This is a genomic window from Melioribacteraceae bacterium, from assembly GCA_030584085.1.
In the GTDB taxonomy this organism is placed as follows: Bacteria; Bacteroidota; Ignavibacteria; order Ignavibacteriales; family Melioribacteraceae; genus SURF-28.
In genome coordinates this window covers 299,553-322,427 of record CP129490.1, presented here as the reverse complement: position 1 = coordinate 322,427, position 22,875 = coordinate 299,553, and the positions used below count along the sequence as shown (strand labels likewise).

22 protein-coding genes are annotated in these 22,875 nt (G+C 34.2%); 12 read left to right on the top strand and 10 right to left on the bottom strand.

The window, feature by feature from the left end; genetic code table 11:
- The 4 genes from QY331_01450 (at window position 1) to QY331_01435 (ending at window position 4,206) form a co-directional block, all read left to right on the top strand.
- On the top strand, window positions 1-807 hold the full coding sequence (locus QY331_01450; protein WKZ69917.1) for an SDR family oxidoreductase: 807 nt from the start codon (window positions 1-3) through the stop codon (window positions 805-807).
- 69 nt (window positions 808-876) lie between these two features.
- A complete protein-coding gene (locus QY331_01445) occupies window positions 877-1,719 on the top strand; it encodes a hypothetical protein (GenBank protein ID WKZ69916.1) in 843 nt (280 codons plus the stop codon).
- A gap of 67 nt (window positions 1,720-1,786) precedes the next feature.
- Window positions 1,787-2,068, top strand: a complete 282-nt coding sequence (locus tag QY331_01440) for a hypothetical protein (GenBank protein WKZ69915.1) — start codon at window positions 1,787-1,789, stop codon at window positions 2,066-2,068.
- 65 nt (window positions 2,069-2,133) lie between these two features.
- Window positions 2,134-4,206 (top strand): thioredoxin domain-containing protein, encoded by a 2,073-nt coding sequence (locus QY331_01435; protein ID WKZ69914.1) that lies wholly within the window; start codon window positions 2,134-2,136, stop codon window positions 4,204-4,206.
- A 46-nt stretch (window positions 4,207-4,252) separates the two neighbouring features.
- On the opposite strand, the gene QY331_01430 is transcribed toward QY331_01435, so the two are convergent.
- On the bottom strand, window positions 4,253-6,325 hold the full coding sequence (locus QY331_01430) for a carboxy terminal-processing peptidase (GenBank protein WKZ69913.1): 2,073 nt from the start codon (window positions 6,323-6,325) through the stop codon (window positions 4,253-4,255).
- A 130-nt stretch (window positions 6,326-6,455) separates the two neighbouring features.
- Here QY331_01430 and QY331_01425 point away from each other — a divergent pair, with 130 nt between their 5' ends.
- A complete protein-coding gene (locus tag QY331_01425) occupies window positions 6,456-6,809 on the top strand; it encodes an MmcQ/YjbR family DNA-binding protein (protein ID WKZ69912.1) in 354 nt (117 codons plus the stop codon).
- A 2-nt stretch (window positions 6,810-6,811) separates the two neighbouring features.
- Here QY331_01425 and QY331_01420 read toward each other — a convergent pair whose 3' ends face one another.
- The 4 genes from QY331_01420 to pepT all read right to left on the bottom strand — a co-directional run bounded on the left by QY331_01420 (window position 6,812) and on the right by pepT (window position 11,295).
- Window positions 6,812-7,423, bottom strand: coding sequence for an OmpW family outer membrane protein (locus tag QY331_01420; protein WKZ69911.1), 612 nt, complete (start codon window positions 7,421-7,423; stop codon window positions 6,812-6,814).
- Entirely contained in the window at window positions 7,423-9,114 is a 1,692-nt protein-coding gene (locus tag QY331_01415; protein WKZ69910.1) for an AMP-binding protein, read from the bottom strand. Before QY331_01415 ends, QY331_01420 begins: the two co-directional genes overlap by 1 nt.
- 12 nt (window positions 9,115-9,126) lie before the next feature.
- Window positions 9,127-9,978 carry a cation diffusion facilitator family transporter gene (locus tag QY331_01410; protein ID WKZ69909.1) on the bottom strand — a complete coding sequence of 284 codons (852 nt, stop codon included), beginning with the start codon at window positions 9,976-9,978 and terminating at the stop codon, window positions 9,127-9,129.
- Window positions 9,979-10,044: 66 nt separating this feature from the next.
- On the bottom strand, window positions 10,045-11,295 hold the full coding sequence (gene pepT / locus QY331_01405; GenBank protein ID WKZ69908.1) for a peptidase T: 1,251 nt from the start codon (window positions 11,293-11,295) through the stop codon (window positions 10,045-10,047).
- 107 nt (window positions 11,296-11,402) lie between these two features.
- Here pepT and QY331_01400 point away from each other — a divergent pair, with 107 nt between their 5' ends.
- The 3 genes from QY331_01400 to QY331_01390 are packed head-to-tail and all read left to right on the top strand — an operon-like array spanning window position 11,403 to window position 14,038.
- Window positions 11,403-12,707, top strand: coding sequence for a thymidine phosphorylase (locus QY331_01400; protein ID WKZ69907.1), 1,305 nt, complete (start codon window positions 11,403-11,405; stop codon window positions 12,705-12,707).
- A gap of 45 nt (window positions 12,708-12,752) precedes the next feature.
- Window positions 12,753-13,625, top strand: coding sequence for a prohibitin family protein (locus tag QY331_01395; protein WKZ69906.1), 873 nt, complete (start codon window positions 12,753-12,755; stop codon window positions 13,623-13,625).
- A gap of 53 nt (window positions 13,626-13,678) precedes the next feature.
- Window positions 13,679-14,038: a DUF971 domain-containing protein gene (locus tag QY331_01390; protein WKZ69905.1), complete on the top strand. Its 360-nt coding sequence runs from the start codon at window positions 13,679-13,681 to the stop codon at window positions 14,036-14,038.
- A gap of 9 nt (window positions 14,039-14,047) precedes the next feature.
- On the opposite strand, the gene QY331_01385 is transcribed toward QY331_01390, so the two are convergent.
- Genes QY331_01385 through QY331_01375 form a run of 3 tightly spaced genes read right to left on the bottom strand, consistent with a single transcriptional unit; the run spans window position 14,048 to window position 15,901 of the window.
- Window positions 14,048-14,929, bottom strand: a complete 882-nt coding sequence (locus QY331_01385) for a GNAT family N-acetyltransferase (protein WKZ69904.1) — start codon at window positions 14,927-14,929, stop codon at window positions 14,048-14,050.
- A gap of 21 nt (window positions 14,930-14,950) precedes the next feature.
- Window positions 14,951-15,379 carry a hypothetical protein gene (locus QY331_01380; GenBank protein WKZ69903.1) on the bottom strand — a complete coding sequence of 143 codons (429 nt, stop codon included), beginning with the start codon at window positions 15,377-15,379 and terminating at the stop codon, window positions 14,951-14,953.
- Between the two features lie 21 nt (window positions 15,380-15,400).
- Window positions 15,401-15,901 carry a hypothetical protein gene (locus tag QY331_01375; protein WKZ69902.1) on the bottom strand — a complete coding sequence of 167 codons (501 nt, stop codon included), beginning with the start codon at window positions 15,899-15,901 and terminating at the stop codon, window positions 15,401-15,403.
- Between the two features lie 101 nt (window positions 15,902-16,002).
- Between QY331_01375 and QY331_01370 the strand changes: the two genes are divergently transcribed.
- Together QY331_01370 and QY331_01365 are read left to right on the top strand one after the other, a co-directional pair.
- Complete coding sequence (locus QY331_01370; protein ID WKZ69901.1) at window positions 16,003-16,926, top strand: DUF362 domain-containing protein; 924 nt, start codon at window positions 16,003-16,005, stop codon at window positions 16,924-16,926.
- 35 nt (window positions 16,927-16,961) lie between these two features.
- Window positions 16,962-18,491 (top strand): 4Fe-4S binding protein, encoded by a 1,530-nt coding sequence (locus QY331_01365; protein ID WKZ69900.1) that lies wholly within the window; start codon window positions 16,962-16,964, stop codon window positions 18,489-18,491.
- 60 nt (window positions 18,492-18,551) lie between these two features.
- Here the strand turns inward: QY331_01365 and QY331_01360 are convergent, their stop codons facing one another.
- Together QY331_01360 and metK are read right to left on the bottom strand one after the other, a co-directional pair.
- Window positions 18,552-19,829 (bottom strand): adenosylhomocysteinase, encoded by a 1,278-nt coding sequence (locus tag QY331_01360; GenBank protein WKZ69899.1) that lies wholly within the window; start codon window positions 19,827-19,829, stop codon window positions 18,552-18,554.
- Window positions 19,830-19,846: 17 nt separating this feature from the next.
- Window positions 19,847-20,998: a methionine adenosyltransferase gene (metK, locus tag QY331_01355; GenBank protein WKZ69898.1), complete on the bottom strand. Its 1,152-nt coding sequence runs from the start codon at window positions 20,996-20,998 to the stop codon at window positions 19,847-19,849.
- Window positions 20,999-21,166: 168 nt separating this feature from the next.
- Between metK and QY331_01350 the strand changes: the two genes are divergently transcribed.
- Window positions 21,167-22,111 carry a DUF561 domain-containing protein gene (locus tag QY331_01350; protein WKZ69897.1) on the top strand — a complete coding sequence of 315 codons (945 nt, stop codon included), beginning with the start codon at window positions 21,167-21,169 and terminating at the stop codon, window positions 22,109-22,111.
- Between the two features lies 1 nt (window position 22,112).
- Entirely contained in the window at window positions 22,113-22,820 is a 708-nt protein-coding gene (locus QY331_01345) for a hypothetical protein (protein ID WKZ69896.1), read from the top strand.
- The last annotated feature ends 55 nt before the right edge of the window (window positions 22,821-22,875 follow it).

Genomic DNA, 22,875 nt, shown 5'->3' with positions numbered 1-22,875 from the left:
ATGGGAAAAAGTTCCATAAGCATAATCGGTTGTGGGTGGCTCGGTCTTCCACTAGCCGAAAAACTTATCGAAGAAGGATATGATGTTAAAGGATCGACTACAACTCCGCAGAAGTTAGAAATCCTTCACGAAAAGAAAATTGAAGCACATCAAATTTTATTAAATCCACATTTACATTGCAGCACTACAGAGAATTTTTTTGATTCAAATATTCTCATAATCAATATTCCACCAAGTAGAAACAGCAATGTACTCGAATTCTTCCCGCAACAGATTAAATCTGTTATGGCAGAAATTAATAAATCAAAGATCGACTATATGTTGTTCATTAGTTCCACTTCGGTTTACGCAGAAAATAATAAATTAGTTACTGAAGATTCAGAATTAGATCCTGTAACTGATTCCGGGAAAGCATTAGTGATTGCTGAAGGTTTAATACGGGCAGATATAAATTTCCAAACAACAATTTTAAGATTTGGCGGATTAGTTGGACCGGGAAGAAATCCAGCAAGATTTTTTGCAGGAAGAAAAGATATACCAGGCGGTAATACTAAAATCAACTTGATTCATTTAGATGATTGCATCGATATAATTCTTACAATTATAAAAAGTAGGTTGTGGGGTGAAGTATTTAATGCTGTTTCAGATTTTCATCCGACAAAAAAAGATTTTTATTTAAAAGCTGCCGAACACTATAATTTAGAAAAACCGGAATTTTCTGAAGTTGATCAAGATTATAAAATAGTATCTTCAGCCAAGATAAAATCTATTATGGGAAATGAGTTTGTGTTCAGAAAATTCTATTAGAAATGCTCCATCATCTTATTAATAATAAATTTATTTTTACAAATCATTTTTTTATACAACGGATAATTTTTGATTTCATTAATTCTTACAATTGCCTGTTCAACAAGTATTGCACTAATATTAAAATTCAGTAGTGTTAATAAAGGCAATCCAATACTTCTAATCTCGAGCAATTATTTTACTGCAAGCATTCTAGGTTTCATTCTATTTATTATTGAATCCAACGCGGAGTATTCGCTTTTTACATTTTTGTTTGGGGCTGTAATTGGTAGTGTTTTTGTCACTAGTTTTTTCTCTTTTGCCAAATCTATCGAAGTTGCCGGAACCGCATTAGCTACTTTAAGTTCAAGAATTTCTTTATTTATTCCGGTTGTTCTTTCAATAATATTTTATAACGAATCTCCAAATACAAATCACATTGCAGGATTTGCACTTACTGGTTTAACAATACTCTTGTTTTCACAATCTCTTCGAAGAGACAAAACAAAAACTCTTTTGCCAAAAGATTATTTCTACTTAACTATATTAATGGTTGGAATTGGATTTTGTGATTTTTCAATGAAAGTATTTCAATACACTCAACCAATTGAAGAAAAACAGTTTTTTATTTTTTCAATTTTCTTTTTTGCGTTTCTCTACAGCTTTACAATAATTCTTATCAAAAAAATTCCTTTCAATAGAAAGACTATAATTAACGGTACAATCCTTGGAGTCCCAAATATTTTTAGCAGCATATTTTTAATCGGTGCTTTGGAAAGCATAGCCGCGATTTTAGTTTACCCTCTTGTTAATGTAGGTATCATTTTACTCACTTCAATCTTAGCATACCTTATTTGGAAAGAAAGTGTTAACCGGATTGGTATTATTTCTTTGATTACAGGGGTAATTTCAATAATTCTACTTACGCTCTAACCAATTTCGTTTTTACTTATCAACCAGATTCAATATATTTAATGTTGATTAAACAGTGGGAGGAGTTATGACATTTTTCGGTTTCTTGCTTTTGTTGGTTATCGCAGGTATCTGCGGTGCAATTGGACAAAGTCTAGCGGGTTATAACCTCGGGGGTTGCATAATTTCAATGGTAGTTGGCTTTATTGGTGCTTGGCTTGGTTTATGGATAGCCGGTGAATTCAGACTTCCGGAATTCTGGACAATATACATCGGTGGGAAATCGTTTCCAATAGTTTGGTCAATTATCGGAGCAACTCTTTTCTCACTTATAATCGGATTTGTTGGAAGAGCAATGAAAGATGAATAATTTTTTAAAATTTTTATACCCCGTAACGGGGTATTTTTTTATAAGAAATTTTTATGAGTGAGCAAATGGCAAATAGACTAATAAACGAAAAAAGTCCTTACCTACTTCAACATGCATATAATCCTGTTGATTGGTATCCGTGGAGCGAAGAAGCTTTTGTTAAAGCAGAAAAAGAAAACAAACCCATATTTTTATCAATCGGATATTCTACTTGTCATTGGTGTCATGTAATGGAACATGAATCCTTTGAAGATGAAGCCGTAGCAAAATTAATGAACGAAGTTTTTGTTTCAATAAAAGTCGATAGAGAAGAACGCCCAGACATAGATAATATTTACATGACCGTATGCCAAATGATGACGGGGCATGGAGGTTGGCCATTATCAATAATAATGATGCCGGATAAACGTCCTTTTTTTTCCGGAACTTATTTTCCAAAAGAAACACGCTACGGAAGAATCGGATTTGTTGAATTGATTAAAAACATTGATCGTGCATGGAAAAATCAAAAAGAAGAAATTGAAAAAAGTGCCGAGCAAATTACAAGCTATTTAAAACAAACATCGATTAATGACGAAGGTACTGATATACCTTCTATAGTATTTCAACAAGCATTTGATTATTACAATAATAGGTTCGATGAAAAACACGGTGGATTTGGATCATCTCCAAAATTTCCTAGTCCGCATAATTTGTTATTTCTTCTTCATTACCACAAGTACCACAGTGAAGATAGAGCATTGGAAATGGTTAAAAAAACTTTAGTTGAAATGCGTAAAGGTGGAATATTTGATCACATTGGTTATGGTTTTCATAGATACTCCACAGATCAAAAATGGCTTCTTCCTCACTTTGAAAAGATGTTGTATGATCAAGCAATGATGATTCATGTTTACACCGATGCTTATCAGATTACAAAAAATGAAAGCTTCAAAAAAACTTCCGAGCAAATTATTGAATATGTATTACGAGATATGACCTCGCCCGAAGGTGGTTTTTATTCTGCCGAAGATGCCGACAGCGAAGGTGAAGAAGGTAAATTTTATGTTTGGTCCATCGAAGAAGTGAAAGCTATTCTCGGTGAAGAGGATGGTGAACTTTTTTGTAATGTTTTTCAATTTACTGAGGACGGAAACTTTGAAGACGAGTCAAGCAAGACAAGAAACGGGACAAACATTCCCCACTTAGCAAAATCAATTGAAGATATTGTTAAAGAAACGAAATTAGATCCTACCGAATTAGTGAACAAGCTTAACAAAGCACGCATCACACTTTTTGCGAATAGAGAAAACAGAGTACATCCGCAGAAAGACGATAAGATTTTAACAGATTGGAACGGATTAATGATTTCAGCTCTTGCGAAAGCGGGAAGAGTGTTTGGTAATATTTCTTATACAAAAGCTGCGTTAAAGGCAAATGGTTTTATTGAAAACCATTTAACTGATCAAGAAGGGAAACTGATGCATAGATATAGAGACGGAGAAGCTAAACTAACGGCAACATTAGATGATTATGCTTTTAATATTTGGGGTTTGCTTGAGCTTTATGAATCTACTTTTGATTTGCAGTGTTTGGCAAAAGCAATTCAACTTAACGAAATATTGATGAAACATTATTGGGATACATTAAACGGAGGTTTTTTCTTTACTCCGGATTTTGGTGAAAACTTACTTGTCCGTTCAAAAGAAATTTATGATGGCGCAATTCCTTCCGGTAATTCTGTGATGATGAATAATCTAATAAAACTTGGTAGAATAACTTCTGAAGATAAATTTGAGAAAACAGCAGATTTATTAAGAAAATCTTATGCTGAAAATATAACTAAAGCTCCGCAAGCGTTTTCTTACTTTTTATGCGGGTTAAGCTTTGCGAAAGAATCTTCATATGAAATTATTCTTTCTGCTAAAAAAATAGATGATCTTAAACCCTTTGTAAATGGATTAAATGATAACTTCATTCCAAACAAAGTAACCATTATTGTTACGGAAGATAATATTGATAAGGTCAAAGAATTAGCACAGTTTACAAAAAATTACGATTTTAATTTTGATAAACAGATGGCATATGTTTGTAGAAATTTTGCATGTGAATTACCGGTGGATACTGTCGAGGAGTTTATCTTAAAGCTAAAAAATTAAGAAAACACTGATGGTTATAATAACAAGCCATCAGTGTTTAAAATTCTTATCCGATATTCATTGCTATCAAATCTGTTAAGATATATCCGGCTTCTTCGAGTTCGGGATCATCTACTCGTAAATTTTTCTTTGTCACTTCACCCTTTTCAATAACAGTTACACTAGATGAGGTTTCTCTTTCTTCTTCACGTTTCTTTCTTTTCTCGGCAGCTAATTCACGTTCTTGTTTTCTGACTTCTTCATTCAATGAAAATTCGGTTTTATTTTTTCTTTCGTTGTATTCATCAATATCTTCAAGCCGGTACTGAAATTCTAAGTTGTTACTGATTCTGCTATCATGTTTCTTTCTTAGTTCAGGTAAGAATCTCCCTAGATCAGAAAATTTTTGAAAATTAGTTGATGGAATCTGATCCCAAGGTAATGCGCTTGGTTTCGAACTTTCACCGAATTCATGTGCATCAATAACACCGGGAAAAACTATATCCGGTATAACACCCATATGTTGAGTACTGCTTCCTGTAACTCGATAATATTTGGCAATAGTCATTTTGACTTTGCCTTCTTTTTCTGCTTTGCTTTTCTTGAACATTCCTAGATCAATTAGATTCTGAACCGTTCCCTTACCGTAAGTTGTTTCACCAATAACCAGTCCACGTCCATAATCTTGAACTGCCCCTGAAAATATTTCCGAAGCGGAAGCACTATATTTATTAACCATAACTGCTAATGGCCCGGAGTAGGCAATATCTTTATCAGGATCTCTACCGACTTCAATTGATCCGTTTGCATTACGAACTTGAACAACGGGTCCTTGTTCAATAAATAGTCCTGTTAACTCAATAGCTTCTTGTAAAGAACCACCACCGTTCTCTCTAAGATCAATTATTACACCGTCAACACTTTCCCTTTTAAGTTCATCCAACAATTTTCTTACATCACGTGTTGTACTTTTATAATCAGGATCACCTTTGCGTTGTGCGTCAAAATCTATATAAAAAGCAGGTATATCAATTACACCAAGCTTATATTCGGTCCCTTCATTTTCGATCAATATTATTTCACTCTTAGCGGCTTGATCTTCCAACTTTACTTTATCTCTCTCAATGATAATTTCTTTACTTGCCATATTCACATCTGCATCCGCCGGTATAACATTTAATCTGACACGTGTACCTTTCTCGCCGCGTATTAATTGAACAACATCATCTAAGCGCCAGCCAAAGACATCAACCATTTCACCGTCTTCGCCTTGCGCTACACCAATAATTCTATCATCCTTTTGAAGCAAACCACTTTTATCTGCCGGACCACCGGGAATAATTCTGCTGACTTTCGTATAATCATCTTCACTCATTAATTGTGCACCGATTCCTTCCAGTGAAAGTGACATATCAATATCAAAATTTTCAGAAGTTATCGGGGAGAAATATGAAGTATGCGGATCAACAGCTTCTGTGTAAGCATTCATATAAAGTTGGAAAACATCTTCTTCATCATATTGTAAAATTATTTTGTGATATCTGTGATATCTATCGCCGAGAGTTTTTGCAATTTCATCCCACTCTCTACCATCAAGTTTTCTATTTAGGGCATCATTCTTTAACCTTTTTCTCCAAATTTCATCCAGTTCTTCGGATGAAGCTGCCCATTCTGCATCTTTTCTATTCGGAGTAAATGATTCATCAATTGAATAATCAAATTCTGTTTTAAGTTCTTTATCAACATATTCAATTCGTTCGGCTAACCTTTGTTTATACCTGTTGAAAATTGAATATCCCGCTTCAAGAGTTCCTGTCAAAAGGAAATCATCAAATTTATTTCTGAAAGTTTCGAATTCATCCAAATCCGACTTAAGGAAATAGACTTTATTGTTATCGAGCATCTTTATATAATTATCAAAGATGATGGACGATAAAGAATCATTTAAATCGAATTTTTTATAATGATAACGAGAGATTAACTGTGTTATCAATCTGTTATCTTGTGAATGTTCAACGTCGGGGAGAATTACTTTTGCGGAATCTATATCAGAATTTTTTGCTATCAATTTCTCAAGTGATTGTGCTTTACAACTTATAAGTGCAACAATCAGCAATAGGACAAACGAGAATTTCTTCATAAACTCTACCAGTTTTTTGTGTTTTTGATTACTATAATACATTAAGATAAGATTTTAGTTTCAGAAAAATAGTTTATTTTTTAAGTAGCAAAGATAGTGATTCTTTAGTCTAATTATTGGAATTTGACGAATGGATATAGAAATAGTTCGGAAATATTGCCTCAATAAGAAAGGTGTTACCGAAGGCTTTCCATTTGATGAATCAACACTTGTTTTTAAGGTGATGGGTAAAATTTTTGCACTGCTCAGCCTGGATTATCCTCACTCGATAAATCTGAAATGTGATCCGATAAAAGCTATTGAACTGAGAGATATTTACGACGAAGTTCAGCCCGGTTACCACATGAATAAAAAACATTGGAATACTTTAGATTTGACCGGGAGTTTAAAGAGTAGTTTTGTCAAAGAGTTAATCGATCATTCGTACGATTTAGTAGTAGATGGTTTACCAAAAAAGGCCAGAGAAAATTTGAATAAATTGTAGGACTATATTTTTAAAATAATACCAGCAGTTATGAATAAATTGGAAAGATCAAATTTTTCTTCAATTGTACTTTTTCTGATTTCATCATTAACAATTTCTTCGGCATTCACAATAATTGTTCTATCCATCAGCAAATACTTTCCCTGTAAATGGAGTTTAATACTTTCATTCAGTGGTATTGTAAAACCGGCTTTAACGTGATACGAAAACTTATTGCTTAACTTCTGGGGAAAATAAATTCCGGTTGCCGTCGATACTTCATTAAACTCTTCGGTTGAGAAAAAATAATATCCAATTCCCGCTCCGAGATATGGTTCAAATATTATTTTGAATGGTGTTAGGATAACCGAACCATCCAACCAATAAAGAGAATAATCGATATCACTTACATAAGGATTTACATCCTCAAATTTTGTAATCACAAAACCGCCATTAGTGCGAAAAGAAAAGATCGATTCGTTTTTATATTCAACAAACACTTCAAATCCGCCGCCAAACTTCACATTATCAGCGGGAAGTGAAATGACAAATCCACTGCCAACTCTATAAAATTGAGCAAGGGATATTGTTGTAGCAGCGATAAAGATGATTAGTATAAATAATACTTTTCTCACTACAAATAGAGATACCGTTTTATTTTTTGTGTTGGTGTTTTCTCAAATGGTTCTACTTGTTCAAGTACCCGGTGTAATTTCGAGAATGTCGAAACGCGATTATTAACTTCATTAAGAATATCTACTAAAATTTTGTCTATTATTTCTCGTGCTTTAGTTTCATTTAATTTTGTTATTTGAAATTCTTGATCAATAGCATCACTATTTAAGAATACTCTTGCAATTAATTTGGTTTCTCTTTCGTGTATCAACGATTCGAGTACGTAAGGACTTTCATTAATTATCGATTCGATTTCTTCCGGATAAATATTTTTCCCGTTCGAACCGATAATTACGTTTTTCGATCTTCCTTTAATAAACAGATAGCCATCTTTATCTAAAACACCAAGATCACCGGTCTTAAACCAACCATCATCAGATAATACTTCTTTTGATTTTTCCGGATCTTTATAATAACCTTTCATCACCATTGGTCCGCGTGCAAAAATCTCACCTTCTCCATTGTTTGGATTTTTATCTCTAATTTCTATTTCCACCTCCGGTATTGGTCTACCGGCTGATCTTAATCTTACTGCCTCGGGTCCGGTTCCGGTTAAAAGCGGAGAGGTCTCGGTAAGTCCATATCCAATTGCGTATGGAAATCCACCTTCTTTCAAGAATCTCTCAACTTCGGCTGAAATTGGCGCCCCGCCAATACAAAACATTCTAAGTTCTCCACCGAATGTATGTAATAACTTTTTACCGGCAATTTTATGAAGTTTTTTCCGAACCGTTGGCAGTTTATAAAGACTCCGTACAATTGCTTTTGAAGTTAATTGCGGAAGAATTTTCAACTTAAAAATCTTTTCAATAATTAACGGTACGGCAACCATCGCAGTCGGTTTAACTTGAGCTAATGCAGGAAGCAAAGCTGCAGCCGTAGGCGGTTTATCTAAATAATATACAGCAGAACCGCATAACATGGGAGTTACTAAACCAAGTGTTGATTCAATTGTGTGGAATAATGGAAGAATTGAAAGCATTCTGTCTGTTTCTGAAAGTGTCACAATACCTAAAGTAGAAATTGCATCCGATACAATATTTTTATGTGTAAGCATCACACCTTTTGAATGACCTGTAGTACCAGATGTATATAATATTGCGGCAATATCATCTTCACGAACTTCGCCATCAGTCAACCCGACAAATTTCATGGCAGCATTTTTAATCTTATCAAATTCTTTTTTCCCGCTGTTTAAAATATCTTTTAACAAATCGCTTTTTGTTTGTGGAGGAATAATTGATAAATCATCAACTAGTATTTTTATTTTCAGAACATCGCTATCAAAATCGTCGAGCTTATTATAAAGTTTTTGTGAAATAAAAATAGCTTTGCTTTCGGAGTGACGTAAAATGTGATGAACTTCCGAGGAATGAAATTCAGTCATTATAGGTACCGCAACAGCTCCCAAAGAAACTGCAGCAAAATAAGCGACACTCCAATTCGGCTGGTTTTCGCTTAAGATTGCGACTTTATCATTTTTATTAACACCTTCATCTTGTAAAAACTTTGCTACAGATAAAACTTGTTCCTTGAACTGTGAATATGTTAATGGTTGTTTACCTGCCCAAGATACAAAGTTTTCATTTGCGTATTTATCGCAAGCGATATTAAGTACTTCAAGTAAAGTTCTCTTGTTGAGATTTATCATTTATTCACCTTTTTATATCGGATCGATATGCACAAATACTTGCTGCACTTCGTCCATTGTTTCAATTGCATATTTAACTTGTTTACCTATATCGTGTGAAATTTTTGTGCTGATGTCTTTTTTCACTTCAATATGAATTTCAATATGGAATTTATCACCAACATAATGAGAACGCAAGTCATTAAATCCTTCAACTCCATCAATACTTAAAGCTTTATTTGCAATTTGAACAATCAGTTTGCTGTCGGCTGATTTACCCATTAGGTAGTCAATGTTTTCTTTTGCGACTTCATAACCGGTTTTGAAGATAAAAAATGCAACAAGAATTCCGGCAACACCATCAACAAAATTTAATCCGAGTGCGACAAAAATTATTCCCGCAAGCGCAATTGCTGATGAAAGAACATCATTTAGACTATCGATTGCGGCTGCATTCATAGCAGGTGAATTAAATTTTTTACCAACTGATTTTTGATAACGACTTAATAATATTTTTATAAAAATTGTAGAACTTAAAACAAGATAAATTGCCCAATGAATTTTGAGTTCTTCAGGAGAAATAATTCTCTTAATTGATTCTTCGACAATATTTATTCCTAAGACAAAAGCCAGAACAGCAACAATGAATGCCGCAATCGGTTGAGCTGCGTTATGTCCGAATTGATGTTTTTCGTCAGGTTGCTGCGTTGAAATTTTTACAGCATACTTTATTCCAGCTGAAGAAATTATATCCGTAAGTGAATTTACGGCTTCTGATATTATTGCAATAGAATTTGAAATAATACCAACAGCAGCTTTTAGAATAAATAAGAATAAATTTACAAGAATGGAATGTGTTGTGGCTCTATGAAGTTTTTCTGCCATAAGCATTTATATAGAAAAGAAAGGCTGAAAAAAGTCAGCCTTCAAAAATAATTTCTTAGAAAATATTTACGCTTTCTCTTCCCAAACTTGAGCAATATTTACGATCATTTTAACTGCCATCTCCATATCTTGGATTGCGACATATTCAGTTATTGCGTGAAAATTATGTCCGCCTGCAAAAAGGTTTGGTGTAGGAAGTCCCATATAACTTAATCGTGACCCATCAGTTCCGCCGCGTATTGCGGATTGAATCGGCTTAATATCCAATCTCTTGAGTGCTTCCAAAGCGTTTGCTTCAATTTCGGGATGTTTGTCTAAAACTTCTTTCATATTTCTGTATTGTTCAATTATTTGGAATTCATATTCGGCACCGGGAAATTTAGCAACAGATTTCTTTAATAAATCTTCAAGAATTCCTTCATAATCTTTTAACTTAGCGGTGATAAAATCTCTGATGATAAATTTCATTGTTGTTAGTTCTTCATTGCCTTCCATCGAAACACAATGAACATAACCTTCTCTTCCTTCTGTTGTTTCAGGCGAAAGATGATCTTTCGGTAAACTTTCCATAAAGTTTGCAGCAACTTTCAATGAGTTAACCATTTTACCTTTTGCATAACCCGGATGAACATTAATGCCCTTGATCTTAATTACTACTGCATCAGCACTAAAAGTTTCAGTTTCAACTTCGCCTCTTGTTGAACCGTCAATAGTATACGCATATTTTGCCCCAAACTTTGGAACATTAAATTTTTCCGCACCTCGTCCGACTTCTTCATCAGGTGTAAAACAAATTTTTATTGTTCCGTGTTTTACTTCACGATGTTTTACTAGATAACTAATCGCATCCATAATTTCAGCAATTCCGGCTTTATCATCCGCGCCGAGTAATGTTGTTCCATCTGTTGTAATAATATCGCAACCTTTCAGATCTTTTAGTTCAGGGTTATTTGCTTCGGCAATCACAACATTATTTTCTTTATTAACAATAATATCTCCGCCTTGATAATTTTTATGAATTTGAGGATTAACATCTTTGCCAGAAACAGCCGGTGAAGTATCAACATGAGCAATAAACCCAATCACATCAACTTCTTTTTCTGTGTTTGAAGGTAAAGTTGCCATTACATAACCATTCTCGTCCATGTGTGAATCATTAAGACCAAGCTCTTTTAATTCTTCAACTAGAATTTTAGAAAGTTCTAACTGTTTTGGATCGCTAGGAAAGGTTGATGAATCTTCCTTTGACTGTGTATCAATTTTTACATATTTCAAAAAACGATCAACTACGGAAAACTTATAATTAGCATCAAACATAATCGCCTCGTATTTAACTATTAACAAATGATTTAGAATTTTAATTATATCGAAATTGGACTCCAAATTCAATATATTGAAGTCTTGTTTAACAATTTGGATTAAATATGAATGTAGTGACTTTGATAAAGAAAAAGCGGGATGGAAAGGCTTTATCAATTGAGGAAATTGGTTATTTGATAAATGGTTATGTTGACGGTATAGTAACGGACTACCAATTTGCGGCATTTTTAATGGCGGCTTTTATACGCGGATTAAATGATTGGGAAACTTCAGCTTTAACAAGTGCAATGCTTTTCAGCGGAAAAGTCATTGATTTATCACACGTTAATGGATTAAAAATCGATAAACATTCGACCGGTGGAGTTGGAGACAAGACATCCTTAATACTCGCGCCTATTGTTGCAGCCGCCGGAGTAAAAGTCCCAATGATTAGCGGAAGAGGTTTGGGTCATACAGGCGGAACTCTTGATAAACTTGAATCTATCCCCGGTTTTAGAACCGATATTGGATTAGAACGGTATGAAGAAATTCTTCAAGAATTCGGAGCTGTTTTAATCGGTCAAACAAAAGATATTGCACCTGCAGATAAATTAATTTATGCATTAAGAGATGTAACGGCTACTGTGGAGTCAATTCCGTTAATAACTGCTTCAATTATGAGCAAAAAGTTAGCTGAAGGAATTGACGGACTGGTTCTCGATGTAAAAACCGGAACCGGTGCCTTTATGAAATCGTTGGATGATTCGATTGAACTTGCCGAATCATTGATGGATACAGCAAAATCATTTGACAAAAAAGTGATGGCATATATTACAGATATGAACCAACCGCTGGGAAATTATATTGGTAATTTTCTTGAAGTTTATGAATCCGTTAAAGTTCTGCAGGGTGATGAAGTTGAGGACTTAAAAACTTTATCTGTTACCCTTTCGGGAGCAATGATTTATCTTGGAGGTAAAGCAAATTCGGTTGAAGAAGGAATTGAAATTTCAAATGAGTTGATAAAAAACGGGAAAGCATTTGATAAGTTTGTCGAAATTGTAAAAGCTCAAGGTGGCGATGAAACAACTCTTCATAAACCGGAAAGTTATCCCAAATCAAAACACCACGAAATAATTTATGCGGAAAATGAAGGATATTTAAAATCGGTTGATACTTACGAAATTGGCATGGCTGCTTTAGAACTTGGCGCCGGAAGATATACATTAACCGACAAACTTGATTATAAAGCCGGAATTATATTCTACCCGAAAGTCGGCGATAAGATAAACAAGGGAGATAAATTAATTGAATTATTCACTGATAAAGAAAACAAACTTGATGAAGTAAAAAAACATGTCAATGAAGCAATTCAATTTTCTGTTAAGCCGGTAGAAAAATTAAAATTGGTTAAAAAAGTTCTGAAATAAAATTTATTGTTAAAAAAATCATATTAATTAAATAGAGGAGAATATATGTTATTTATTATTGCTTTGATTGCTATTGCAGTCGCGTTTGTAGCTTTCAATAATTTACGCAAAAGAGGAAGAAAACAAGAATCACTAATTGCAGCGGGCGGTATGGGCGTTGCAATTGTCATTGTTGTTCTTCAACTTTTTACTGTTGTTCCGGCGGGTACTGTTGGCGTAATTGATTTTCTCGGGAATGTAAGTGACAATACTTTGAAAGCCGGTGTCAACATAGTTAATCCAATGGCTAATATTGTTAAGTTCAGCATCAAGACTCAAGAATTTAAAGAGCAAATGAATGTCCCATCCGAAGAAGGTCTGAGTGTTAATCTGGAAATAAGTCTTTTATACAGATTGAATCCGGATCAAGCTAACCAGATTTACAAAACCGTCGGACCAAACTACGGTGATATAATATTGATGCCTCAATTTCGTTCTGTAGTAAGAGGTGTGACTGCTAAATATCAAGCAAAAGCACTTTATACTGCTTCCCGCGAAAAACTTGCGAATGAAATTATGAATGAGTTAAGTGCGCTTGTTAATCCTCGCGGTATTCAAATTGAAGCGGCTGCATTAAGACAAATTGTACTTCCACCCGGATTAACACAATCAATTGAAGAAAAACTTCAAGCCGAACAAGAAAGTGAAAGAATGCAATTTGTTCTAAGAAGAGAAGAGCAAGAAGCCGAAAGAAAAAGAATTGAAGCCAAAGGTATTTCCGATTTCCAAAATATTGTTTCCGAAGGTATCAATGAACAATTACTAAGATGGAAAGGAATTGAAGCCACAGAAAAATTGGCTCAATCGCAAAATACGAAGATGGTTGTTATCGGTTCAGGAAAAGACGGATTGCCGATTATACTCGGTGGAAATAACTAAAACTAAAAGCCCAACCCCGATCAATCGGGGTTGGGCTTTTTATAAACTAATCAATGACACAACCGATAAAAATAAAATTAGAAAATAAAGACACACTTTTAATTGAATGGAACGATAGTGAAGTTTATCATTATCCCCTTCACTATTTACGTGATGAATCTCCAGATGCCGAGAACAAAGGTGAAACCATTCTTTGGCGAGAATATGCACCATCGCCAAAAGGTCCAGATAAACCCGGTAAATACGAGATTGATAAAATAGAAACAGTTGGAAACTACGGACTTAGTATAAAATGGAAAGATGGTTATGATTATGGAATTTATTCGTATGATCTTTTAAGAACATGGGGAAAGTATTTTGAATCAATAAAAGATCTTTATCAAGATTTTGATAAGCATGATCACTCAGACTAATTAATTAAATCAAGTAACCGCCGTAGTTGGAAATCTAAAGGTCTTTTCTCTCAAATCAACATTACCAAGCATAAATAATTTTGTATCCTCGTCGATAACTTTACTATATTCATACTTTAGTTGATCCGGTGGAAAATAATATTGCACAGTTTTTATAGAATCGGATTCAACAATTTTTGGTAAGGCTGATTGTAAATCAAATTGAATTGTGTGTATAACTTCATAAATATGAAGCGTATCATTCTTTTCTTCTTTAATTATTACGGCATTCTCTTCTTCTAAAAAGTATAAATTATCTCTGTAAATATTTAAGATATGCCACATTGTTACAAAATCATATTTCTCCGCTCCAAATAATTTTGTAATCGGTAAACGGTTATTAATTAAGTTTAACAACAATGAATAATCATCTGAGTTTGTTATATCCAATTTTCTCGCATGCGACTTGTGATTCCTCTTTTCGATTTCAGCAATGAAGATATTTTCTTTTATACTTTTAAATCCAAACTTGGGATAGAAATTTAGGACTGAATCATTTGCATATAAGAAGAAGAAATCAACTTTCTCTTTATACACTTCAATTATATGATTCATTAATTGGCGGGATAAACCTTGTTTACGAAACTCGGGTAGTGTTCCAACGGCACCGATTTGAGCAGCTTTGTGCTGATTACCATTGATCAGAATATCCATTAATGAGACCGAAGCACTTGCAATAATTTTATTAGAATCGATAATTGAGAAAGGGATATAATTTTCAGTCCAAAATCCTTTTTCATACCACTCAACAAAGTTGATACTAGGAAATACTTTTGAAATGAATTGGAAGAAGTAATTTCGATGTAAATCGTTATCGCGGTAATTACAAATTATATGATTCGTATTAGCCACTGATTTGAAAATTCCGGAAGATTATTGTTTCAAAACGTTATCAATTTTTTCAACCAACAACCAATCGTCCATGTTGCCGTAATTACCTTTATCAATTTGGAATGGTTTAATTTCTTTCACGTTCTCCACTTCTACTAAAACAATATATCTTCTACCTGCCCATTTAGTAAATTGCTTATCAGTTAGTAAAAGTTTCTTTTGATTTTTATTTACTAAATTAATTGACTCTTGTTCTGTTAACCTTTCCGAATTTAAGACCGATTTAACTTGTGCAATCGCAAGAACTTCACCTTTACCATTATTATTTATAAAATAAAGATTATCATTTATGTTCACTCTTCCATATGGCAGCTTTCTGCCTGTGGCTCCTCTTATTATCATTTTCTTTTTACCACTCAGCAAACTTTCAAGCTCCTTGGCTTTAGCGTCAAGATAAACAACATGGTCCATCGTGTATCCTTCAGTAAAAATTTAATCCTTCTTCAACATAAACAATGCACTAAAGACAAATACAACACCAAGTTGAAAGATAATTGGAGTTGCTACCAAATCACCGCTAATTAAAGCTAAATTGAGTAACAATATTTTTAAACCATAATAAGCTGCTTTAGAAATTACAATACTAATTGCCATCGCAGAAAATTTATTTTTTAGTTTTTCAACAATTATATAAAATACAAGAACATTCAAAACTAACTCGCCTGACATTATCAATGCTTTGTAAAATATGGGATGACCGGAGACCAACATTGAAAATATCGGCATTGTTGCCGCAATTATAAATGCATTCTTTTTTGATGTGAACATTATTGAAAGAACTAACATCAATCTCATTGGTTCAGCGTAATAAATTGGAATAGCAAATAAATGAGAGAAAACCGGAACTAAGTAAATGACTCCTAATGTCAGAATATCAAAAACAAGTGGTCTTGTAAATTCTTTAGTTGTAACTTTTTTTAAAATCGCTTCCATAATATTTACCATTTTATTTTCTTGAAGTGTATCCAATATATTCATATCTTTTATTAAAATAAACAAGACCCAAATATCTATTTAAGGACAGGGAGTCTTTTATGAAGCGAAGAGAATTTTTTATTAAGTCTGCAGTAGCAGGTCTAGGGACAGCAGCGTACCTAAAATTTGGAAATAACTTTGATCTATTTGCCAATACAAAAACAGCGCCGGATAATATATATGATCTTGTCGCTATAAAAGGCGGCGAAGCTGATGTAATGTTCAATAGAGCAATTAATTCGTTGGGCGGAATGAAAAGATTTGTTAAGCCGAACCAAACTGTTGTTGTGAAACCTAATATCGGATGGGACGTTTCACCGGAAAGAGCCGGTAATACAAATCCCAAATTAGTAAAGCAAATCGTTAAAGAATGTTTTGATGCCGGTGCAAAAGATGTTTATGTGTTTGATAATACCTGTGATAATTGGACGAAGTGTTACAAAAATAGCGGTATAGAGAATGCGGTTAAAGAGGCAAAAGGTAAATTAGTTTCCGGTGCTAATGAAAGTTATTATCAAGAGATAGCAATACCTAATGGCAAGCGACTCAAAGAAGCTAAAGTTCACGAGCTGGTTTTAAATTCAGATGTATTTATTAATGTCCCAATATTAAAAAATCACGGTGGCGCTAAGCTCACTGTAGCTATGAAAAATTTAATGGGTGTTGTATGGGATAGAGGTTACTGGCATAGAAATGATTTACATCAATGCATTGCAGATTATGCTACGTTAAGACAACCTGACTTAAATGTTGTTGATGCATATTATGTTATGAAGCGCAACGGTCCACGCGGGGTTTCGGAAGCAGATGTCGTCACGATGAAATCTCAATTAATTTCTACAGATATGGTAGCGGTTGATGCAGCAGCGGCAAAGTTATTCGGCTTTGATCCAAATGATATTGATCATATTGTTTATGCCAATCAAATGAATGTGGGAACAATGGATTTAACTAAACTTAAAATCGATCGAATTTCTCTTTAATATATATGAACTATTCTTTACTTAAAAAAGTGAGAGTGATTGTAGCTCTCGCTTTTCTTTTATCTATAACAATTCTATTTCTGGATATTACTTTTTCATTACCCGAAAAATTTTCTGATTATCCATTATATCTTCAGTTTATTCCCTCACTATTAAAATATTTATCACTAGGAACATTAGCCGCTGCAGGATTTCTCGTTGTCATTGTTTTTACTCTATTATTTGGAAGAGTTTATTGCTCTACCGCTTGTCCCCTTGGAGTTTTGCAAGATATAATTTCTTTCATTTCGAAAAAGATTAAGAAGAGAAAATATGTTTACAAAAAACCATTAACTAAAACTCGTTATTCTATTCTGATTGTAACGATACTCGTTTTCTTGAGCGGTTCGGTCATCACATTTAATTTACTTGATCCTTACAGCAACTTCGGAAGAATTCTTTCAAATATTTTTCAACCAATTGTAGTTGGAATTAATAACACAATTGCATTCTTTTTAGAGAGTTTTAATCTATATTGGATTTATCCCGTTGAGTTTAGAGGAATAGAAATATTTTCACTCTTATTCAGTATTGGTGTTTTTGGTATAGTCGGGTGGATGAGTTATAAACATGGCAGACTTTACTGTAATACAATTTGTCCGGTTGGAACCTTCTTAGGATTCATTTCAAAATTTTCACTCTTTAAAATTGGTATAACGGAATCAAATTGTATTAGTTGTGGTGTATGCGAAAGAGTATGTAAAGCTAATTGCATTGATACAGATAATTCTTCAATCGATTTTGAAAGATGTATAGCATGTTTTAATTGTTTCACTTCTTGTTCAACTGAAGCAATTGAATATCAATTTAGATATTTGCCTCAAAAAAAAGATGGACCGATTGTAAATATTTCTAAAAGAGATTTTGTAATTAAATCGGCAGTTTATTTTGTTGGTGCAAGTGCAGTATTGAAAGCACAAAAGAAAATAGAAGTCTATAAAGAAAATGAAATCCCGGTTATTAGAGAATATGCAGTTTCTCCTCCGGGTTCTGTTTCAATAAATAATTTTACCGATAATTGTACGGCTTGCCATTTATGCGTTGCAGCTTGCCCAACTCATGTTCTTCAACCATCATTTTTAGAATATGGTCTGTTAGGGATTATGCAGCCAAGAATGGATTATATAAAAGGTTTTTGTAATTACGATTGTGTTATATGCAGTCAAGTTTGTCCGAGTGGTGCAATATTGCCCATAAAGCAAGAATCGAAAAAATTGATCCAACTAGGCATAGCAAAATTTGAAAAGGATAACTGTATTGTTTACACACAGAAGACAGATTGTGGTGCGTGTGCAGAACATTGTCCGACCAAAGCTGTAAGAATGGTACTTGATCCTGAAGTAAATAAAAACGCGCCTAAAATTGATGAAGAAATTTGTGTCGGCTGCGGTGCTTGTGAGTATGCATGTCCGACAATACCTTACAAAGCCATCTACGTTAAAAGCAATCCTTCACACTTGACAGCAAAACTACCGGTTCAAGAAGAATTAGAGCAACCGGATTTGGAAGAGGACTTTCCGTTTTAAAATAACAAAGCCCAATTATCTATGATTGGGCTTTAAATTGAATTCATTTCTTAAATAGACTTACGTTCCTGCGCTATAATCGTCCATGTAAAGTATTTGCTCTTTTGTAAGCTTATCAATTTTATAACCCATTGTTTTCAATTTAATAGCAGCAATTTCTTGATCTTGTTCAACCGGAATATCAATAACTTCAGGATCTAGGAGAACCCCTTCTTTATCTAATGCAGCTAATTTAATTTGAGACATAAACTGATTTGCAAAAGACATATCCATAACTTCCGATGGATGTCCTTCGGCTGCGGCTAAGTTTACTAATCTACCTTGAGCTAAAACGTAAACTCTATTACCATTTTTTAGAGTATATTCTTCGTTATTTGCTCTTACAACTCTCTTTGATTTTTTAATTTTTTCTAGATCGTCTAGATTTAATTCACAATCATAATGGCCGGTATTACAAACAATCGCACCGTCTTTCATTTTCTCGAAGTGTTTTTTAATAACGATATCTTTAACACCTGTCGCGGTAATAAAAATGTCACCAATTTTGGCTGCTTCATCCATTGTCATAACAGTGTGACCTTCAAGAGTAGCTTTTAATGCGGCAGTTGGTTTTACTTCTGTAACAATTACATTTGCGCCCATACCGGCAGCACGCATTGCAACACCGCGACCGCAATGTCCGTATCCGGCAACAACAAAGTTTTTACCGGCTAAAAGAACAGAAGTTGCTCTTAAAATACCGTCTATAGAAGATTGACCGGTTCCGTAAACATTATCGAAATCCCATTTTGTTTCTGCATCATTAACGGCGATTACCGGATACAACAATTTACCATCGGCAGCCATTGCTCTCAATCTATGAACACCGGTTGTAGTTTCTTCCGTTCCACCAATAATATTTTCTGCAAGTTTTTTGTATTTGTTATGAACAGTAAAAATAAGATCGGCACCGTCATCAAGAGTCAAGTTTGGTTTCATATCGAGAGTTCTATCAATTGACCAATAGAAATCCTTAACATTTTGTCCGTGCCATGCATAAATTTCTGTTCCACCCTTAGCTAATGCGGCAGCAATATCATCTTGTGTTGAAAGTGGATTACATCCGCTCCAACTAACTTTTGCTCCTGCAGCTTGAAGTGTTTCAACAAGCACTGCTGTTTCTTTGGTTACGTGAAGACAGCCGGCAATTTTATAACCTTTCAATGGTTTCGTTTTGCTGTATTTCTCTCTCAAAGCCATCATCACGGGCATACGTGACTCAGCCCATTCGATTCTTTTTCTTCCTTCAGCCGCTAATTTTAAATCGCGTACTTTATACTTTCCTTGTTTATAATCCATTACGTATTAATGCTCCTTTATTTTTTAGGTAAATATTTCTTGAATGTTGGTACCAAATCCAATTGTTCCCAAGTGAAAGATTTTTCATTGCGACCAAAGTGTCCGTATGATGAAGTCTTAAGATAAATTGGATTTCTTAATTTCAGTTTATTAATAATTCCTTTTGGAGTAAGATCAACTTCTTTCTTTATCATTTTTGAAATTTCCGCATCGGAGATTTTACCGGTTCCTTTTGTATCAACATAAATTGAAACGGGTTCGGCAACACCAATTGCATATGAAAGTTGAACTAAACATTCCTTTGCAAGTTTTGCCGCGACAATATTTTTAGCAACATATCGGGCTGCATATGTTGCACTTCGATCAACTTTAGAAGGATCTTTTCCTGAGAAAGCCCCGCCGCCATGAGGAGCCCATCCACCATATGTATCAACAATAATTTTTCTGCCTGTTAAACCGCTATCACCGTGAGGCCCACCGATTTCAAATCTACCGGTTGGGTTTACATAGTACTTAGTTTTCTTATCAAGATACTTCGAAGGAATTATATTCTTTACTACATGTTCAATTACATCTTTCTTAATTGTGGATTGACGAACATTTGCGTCATGCTGTGTTGAAATTACTACTGCATCTACTCTAACAGGTTTATGATTATCATCATATTCAATTGTTACTTGGGATTTGGAATCGGGTCTTAAGTACGGCATTAAATCAGGTTTACGTTTTCTTATATATGCTAATCTTTGAACTAGTTTATGCGCGAAAACTATCGGCATCGGCATGTATTCTTTTGTTTGATCACAAGCATAACCAAACATAATACCTTGATCACCGGCTCCGCCTTTATCTACACCCATTGCGATATCAGGTGATTGAGAATGAATTGCGTTTAAGACCGAACAAGATTCAGAATCAAATTTATACTCTGCTTCTGTATATCCAATATTTTCTACAATTTTACGAACAACATCTTGAACATCAACATATGCTTTAGTTGTAATTTCTCCTCCAACCAAAACTAAGCCGGTTGTTACAAAAGTTTCGCAGGCAACTCTTGCATTTGCATCTTGCTTTAATATTGCATCAAGTATTCCATCGGATATAGCATCACAAACTTTATCCGGATGACCTTCCGAAACCGATTCGGATGTAAATAGGTAGGACATTTATACCTCTGTGTTATCTTTAGTGAAAATTTTTGTAAGTGATATAAATAAAATCACTTATAGTTAAAAACAATAACGTCAAAATTACCCAATACCCTAACTATTAGCAAATATGTTTCGTAATAAAATTATAATTGATAAGTTTGTTATAATAGTATGTGAGAGGACATGAATATCAACAACCGTGTAACAAAATTTTTCAACATCAAATTCCCTATTATTCAAGCAGGAATGGTTTGGGTATCGGGTTGGAAACTTGCTTCGGCAGTTTCTAATAACGGCGGACTCGGATTAATTGGTGCAGGATCAATGAAGCCGGACTTACTTCGTGAGCATATTCAAAAATGTAAAGCAGCTACGGATAAACCTTTCGGTGTTAATATTCCATTATTACGCGGAGATGTAGAAGATTTGGTGAATGTGGTTATTGAAGAAAATGTAAAGATCGTTTTTTCTTCGGCTGGTCATCCGGGTAAATTTATAGATATTCTTAAGAAAAATAATATAACCGTTTGCCATGTTGTTCCATCAATTAAATTTGCTTTGAAAGCTGAAAGTGTGGGATGCGATGCAATTATCGGCGAAGGTGTTGAAGCCGGAGGACACAACGGGGTGGATGAATTAACAACATTTGCTTTGATTCCTCAATTGGTTGATTCAGTTAAAATTCCAGTTATAGCTGCCGGTGGTATTGCTGATGGTAGAGGGATTTTAGCTGCTTTTGCATTAGGTGCAGAAGGAGTTCAAATCGGAACTCGTTTTGCCGTGACAGTTGAATCTTCAGCTCATCAGAATTATAAGGACAAAGTAGTTGAAGCGAAGGATAACGATACTGTGTTAATTTTTAAAAAGATCGGAATGGCTAGATTGTTAAAGAATAAATTCAGCGAAGATGTAATTACCGCAGAGTATTCAGGTGCTGATGCTCACATGCTAAAAGAACTACTTGGACAAAAGCGCGAAAGATTAGGTATATTCGAGGGAGATTCCGAACAGGGTATGATGGAAGCAGGACAAGGTTCCGGGTTGATAAAAGATATCCCGACAGTTAATGAATTGATGCAAAGATTAATAAAAGAATATTCTGATGCATGCAAAATGTTAAGTTGCTGAAATGCAAAAAGATAGAAGAAAATATAGTTATAGATTTGAGTTCAAAAACGGATCTGAAAAAACATTCGATGTTTGTTTAGATAATGTTACGCTTAAAATTTTGAGAAAATCAAAAATTCAGCCCGGTGATTGGACAAAAATGGAGAATTTTCAATGTGAACATTGTCCATTGAATAAATCAGAACATAAACACTGTCCCACCGCAATTGAAATAGAAGAGTTAATAAAATTCTTCTCAGATAAATCTTCCCACGAAAAAGTAAAAGTAACAGTTTCCACACCTGAACGATCATATTTCTCTGAAACCGATTTACAATCCGCGGTTGGAAGTTTAATGGGTGTGTTGATGTCCGCAAGCGGGTGTCCTATTCTATCTAAACTTAGACCTATGCTTAGATTTCATCTTCCGTTTTCAGATCTTGAAGAAACAGAGTTCCGCGTTTTATCAATGTTTGCTTTAGCGCAATTATTAAGACTTAAAACCGGCAAGGAAGCTGATTGGAATATGAAATCTTTGGTTTCACTTTATGAAGACATTCAAAAAATAAACGAGAACTTCGTAAAAAAATTAGCCGAAGTAGTTAAAAAAGATGCAAGTCTCAATTCGGTAGTTTTACTTAACAATTTAGCCACGTTTGTCACATTTAATATTGGAAGCGAAGATTTTTCAAATCTCCTAAAGCTTTTCCATGCCTGGGTTGACGATTAATTGAACTTTCTTTCCTCAATTTGACTTATTAATAAGTCCTCAATTTCATATATTT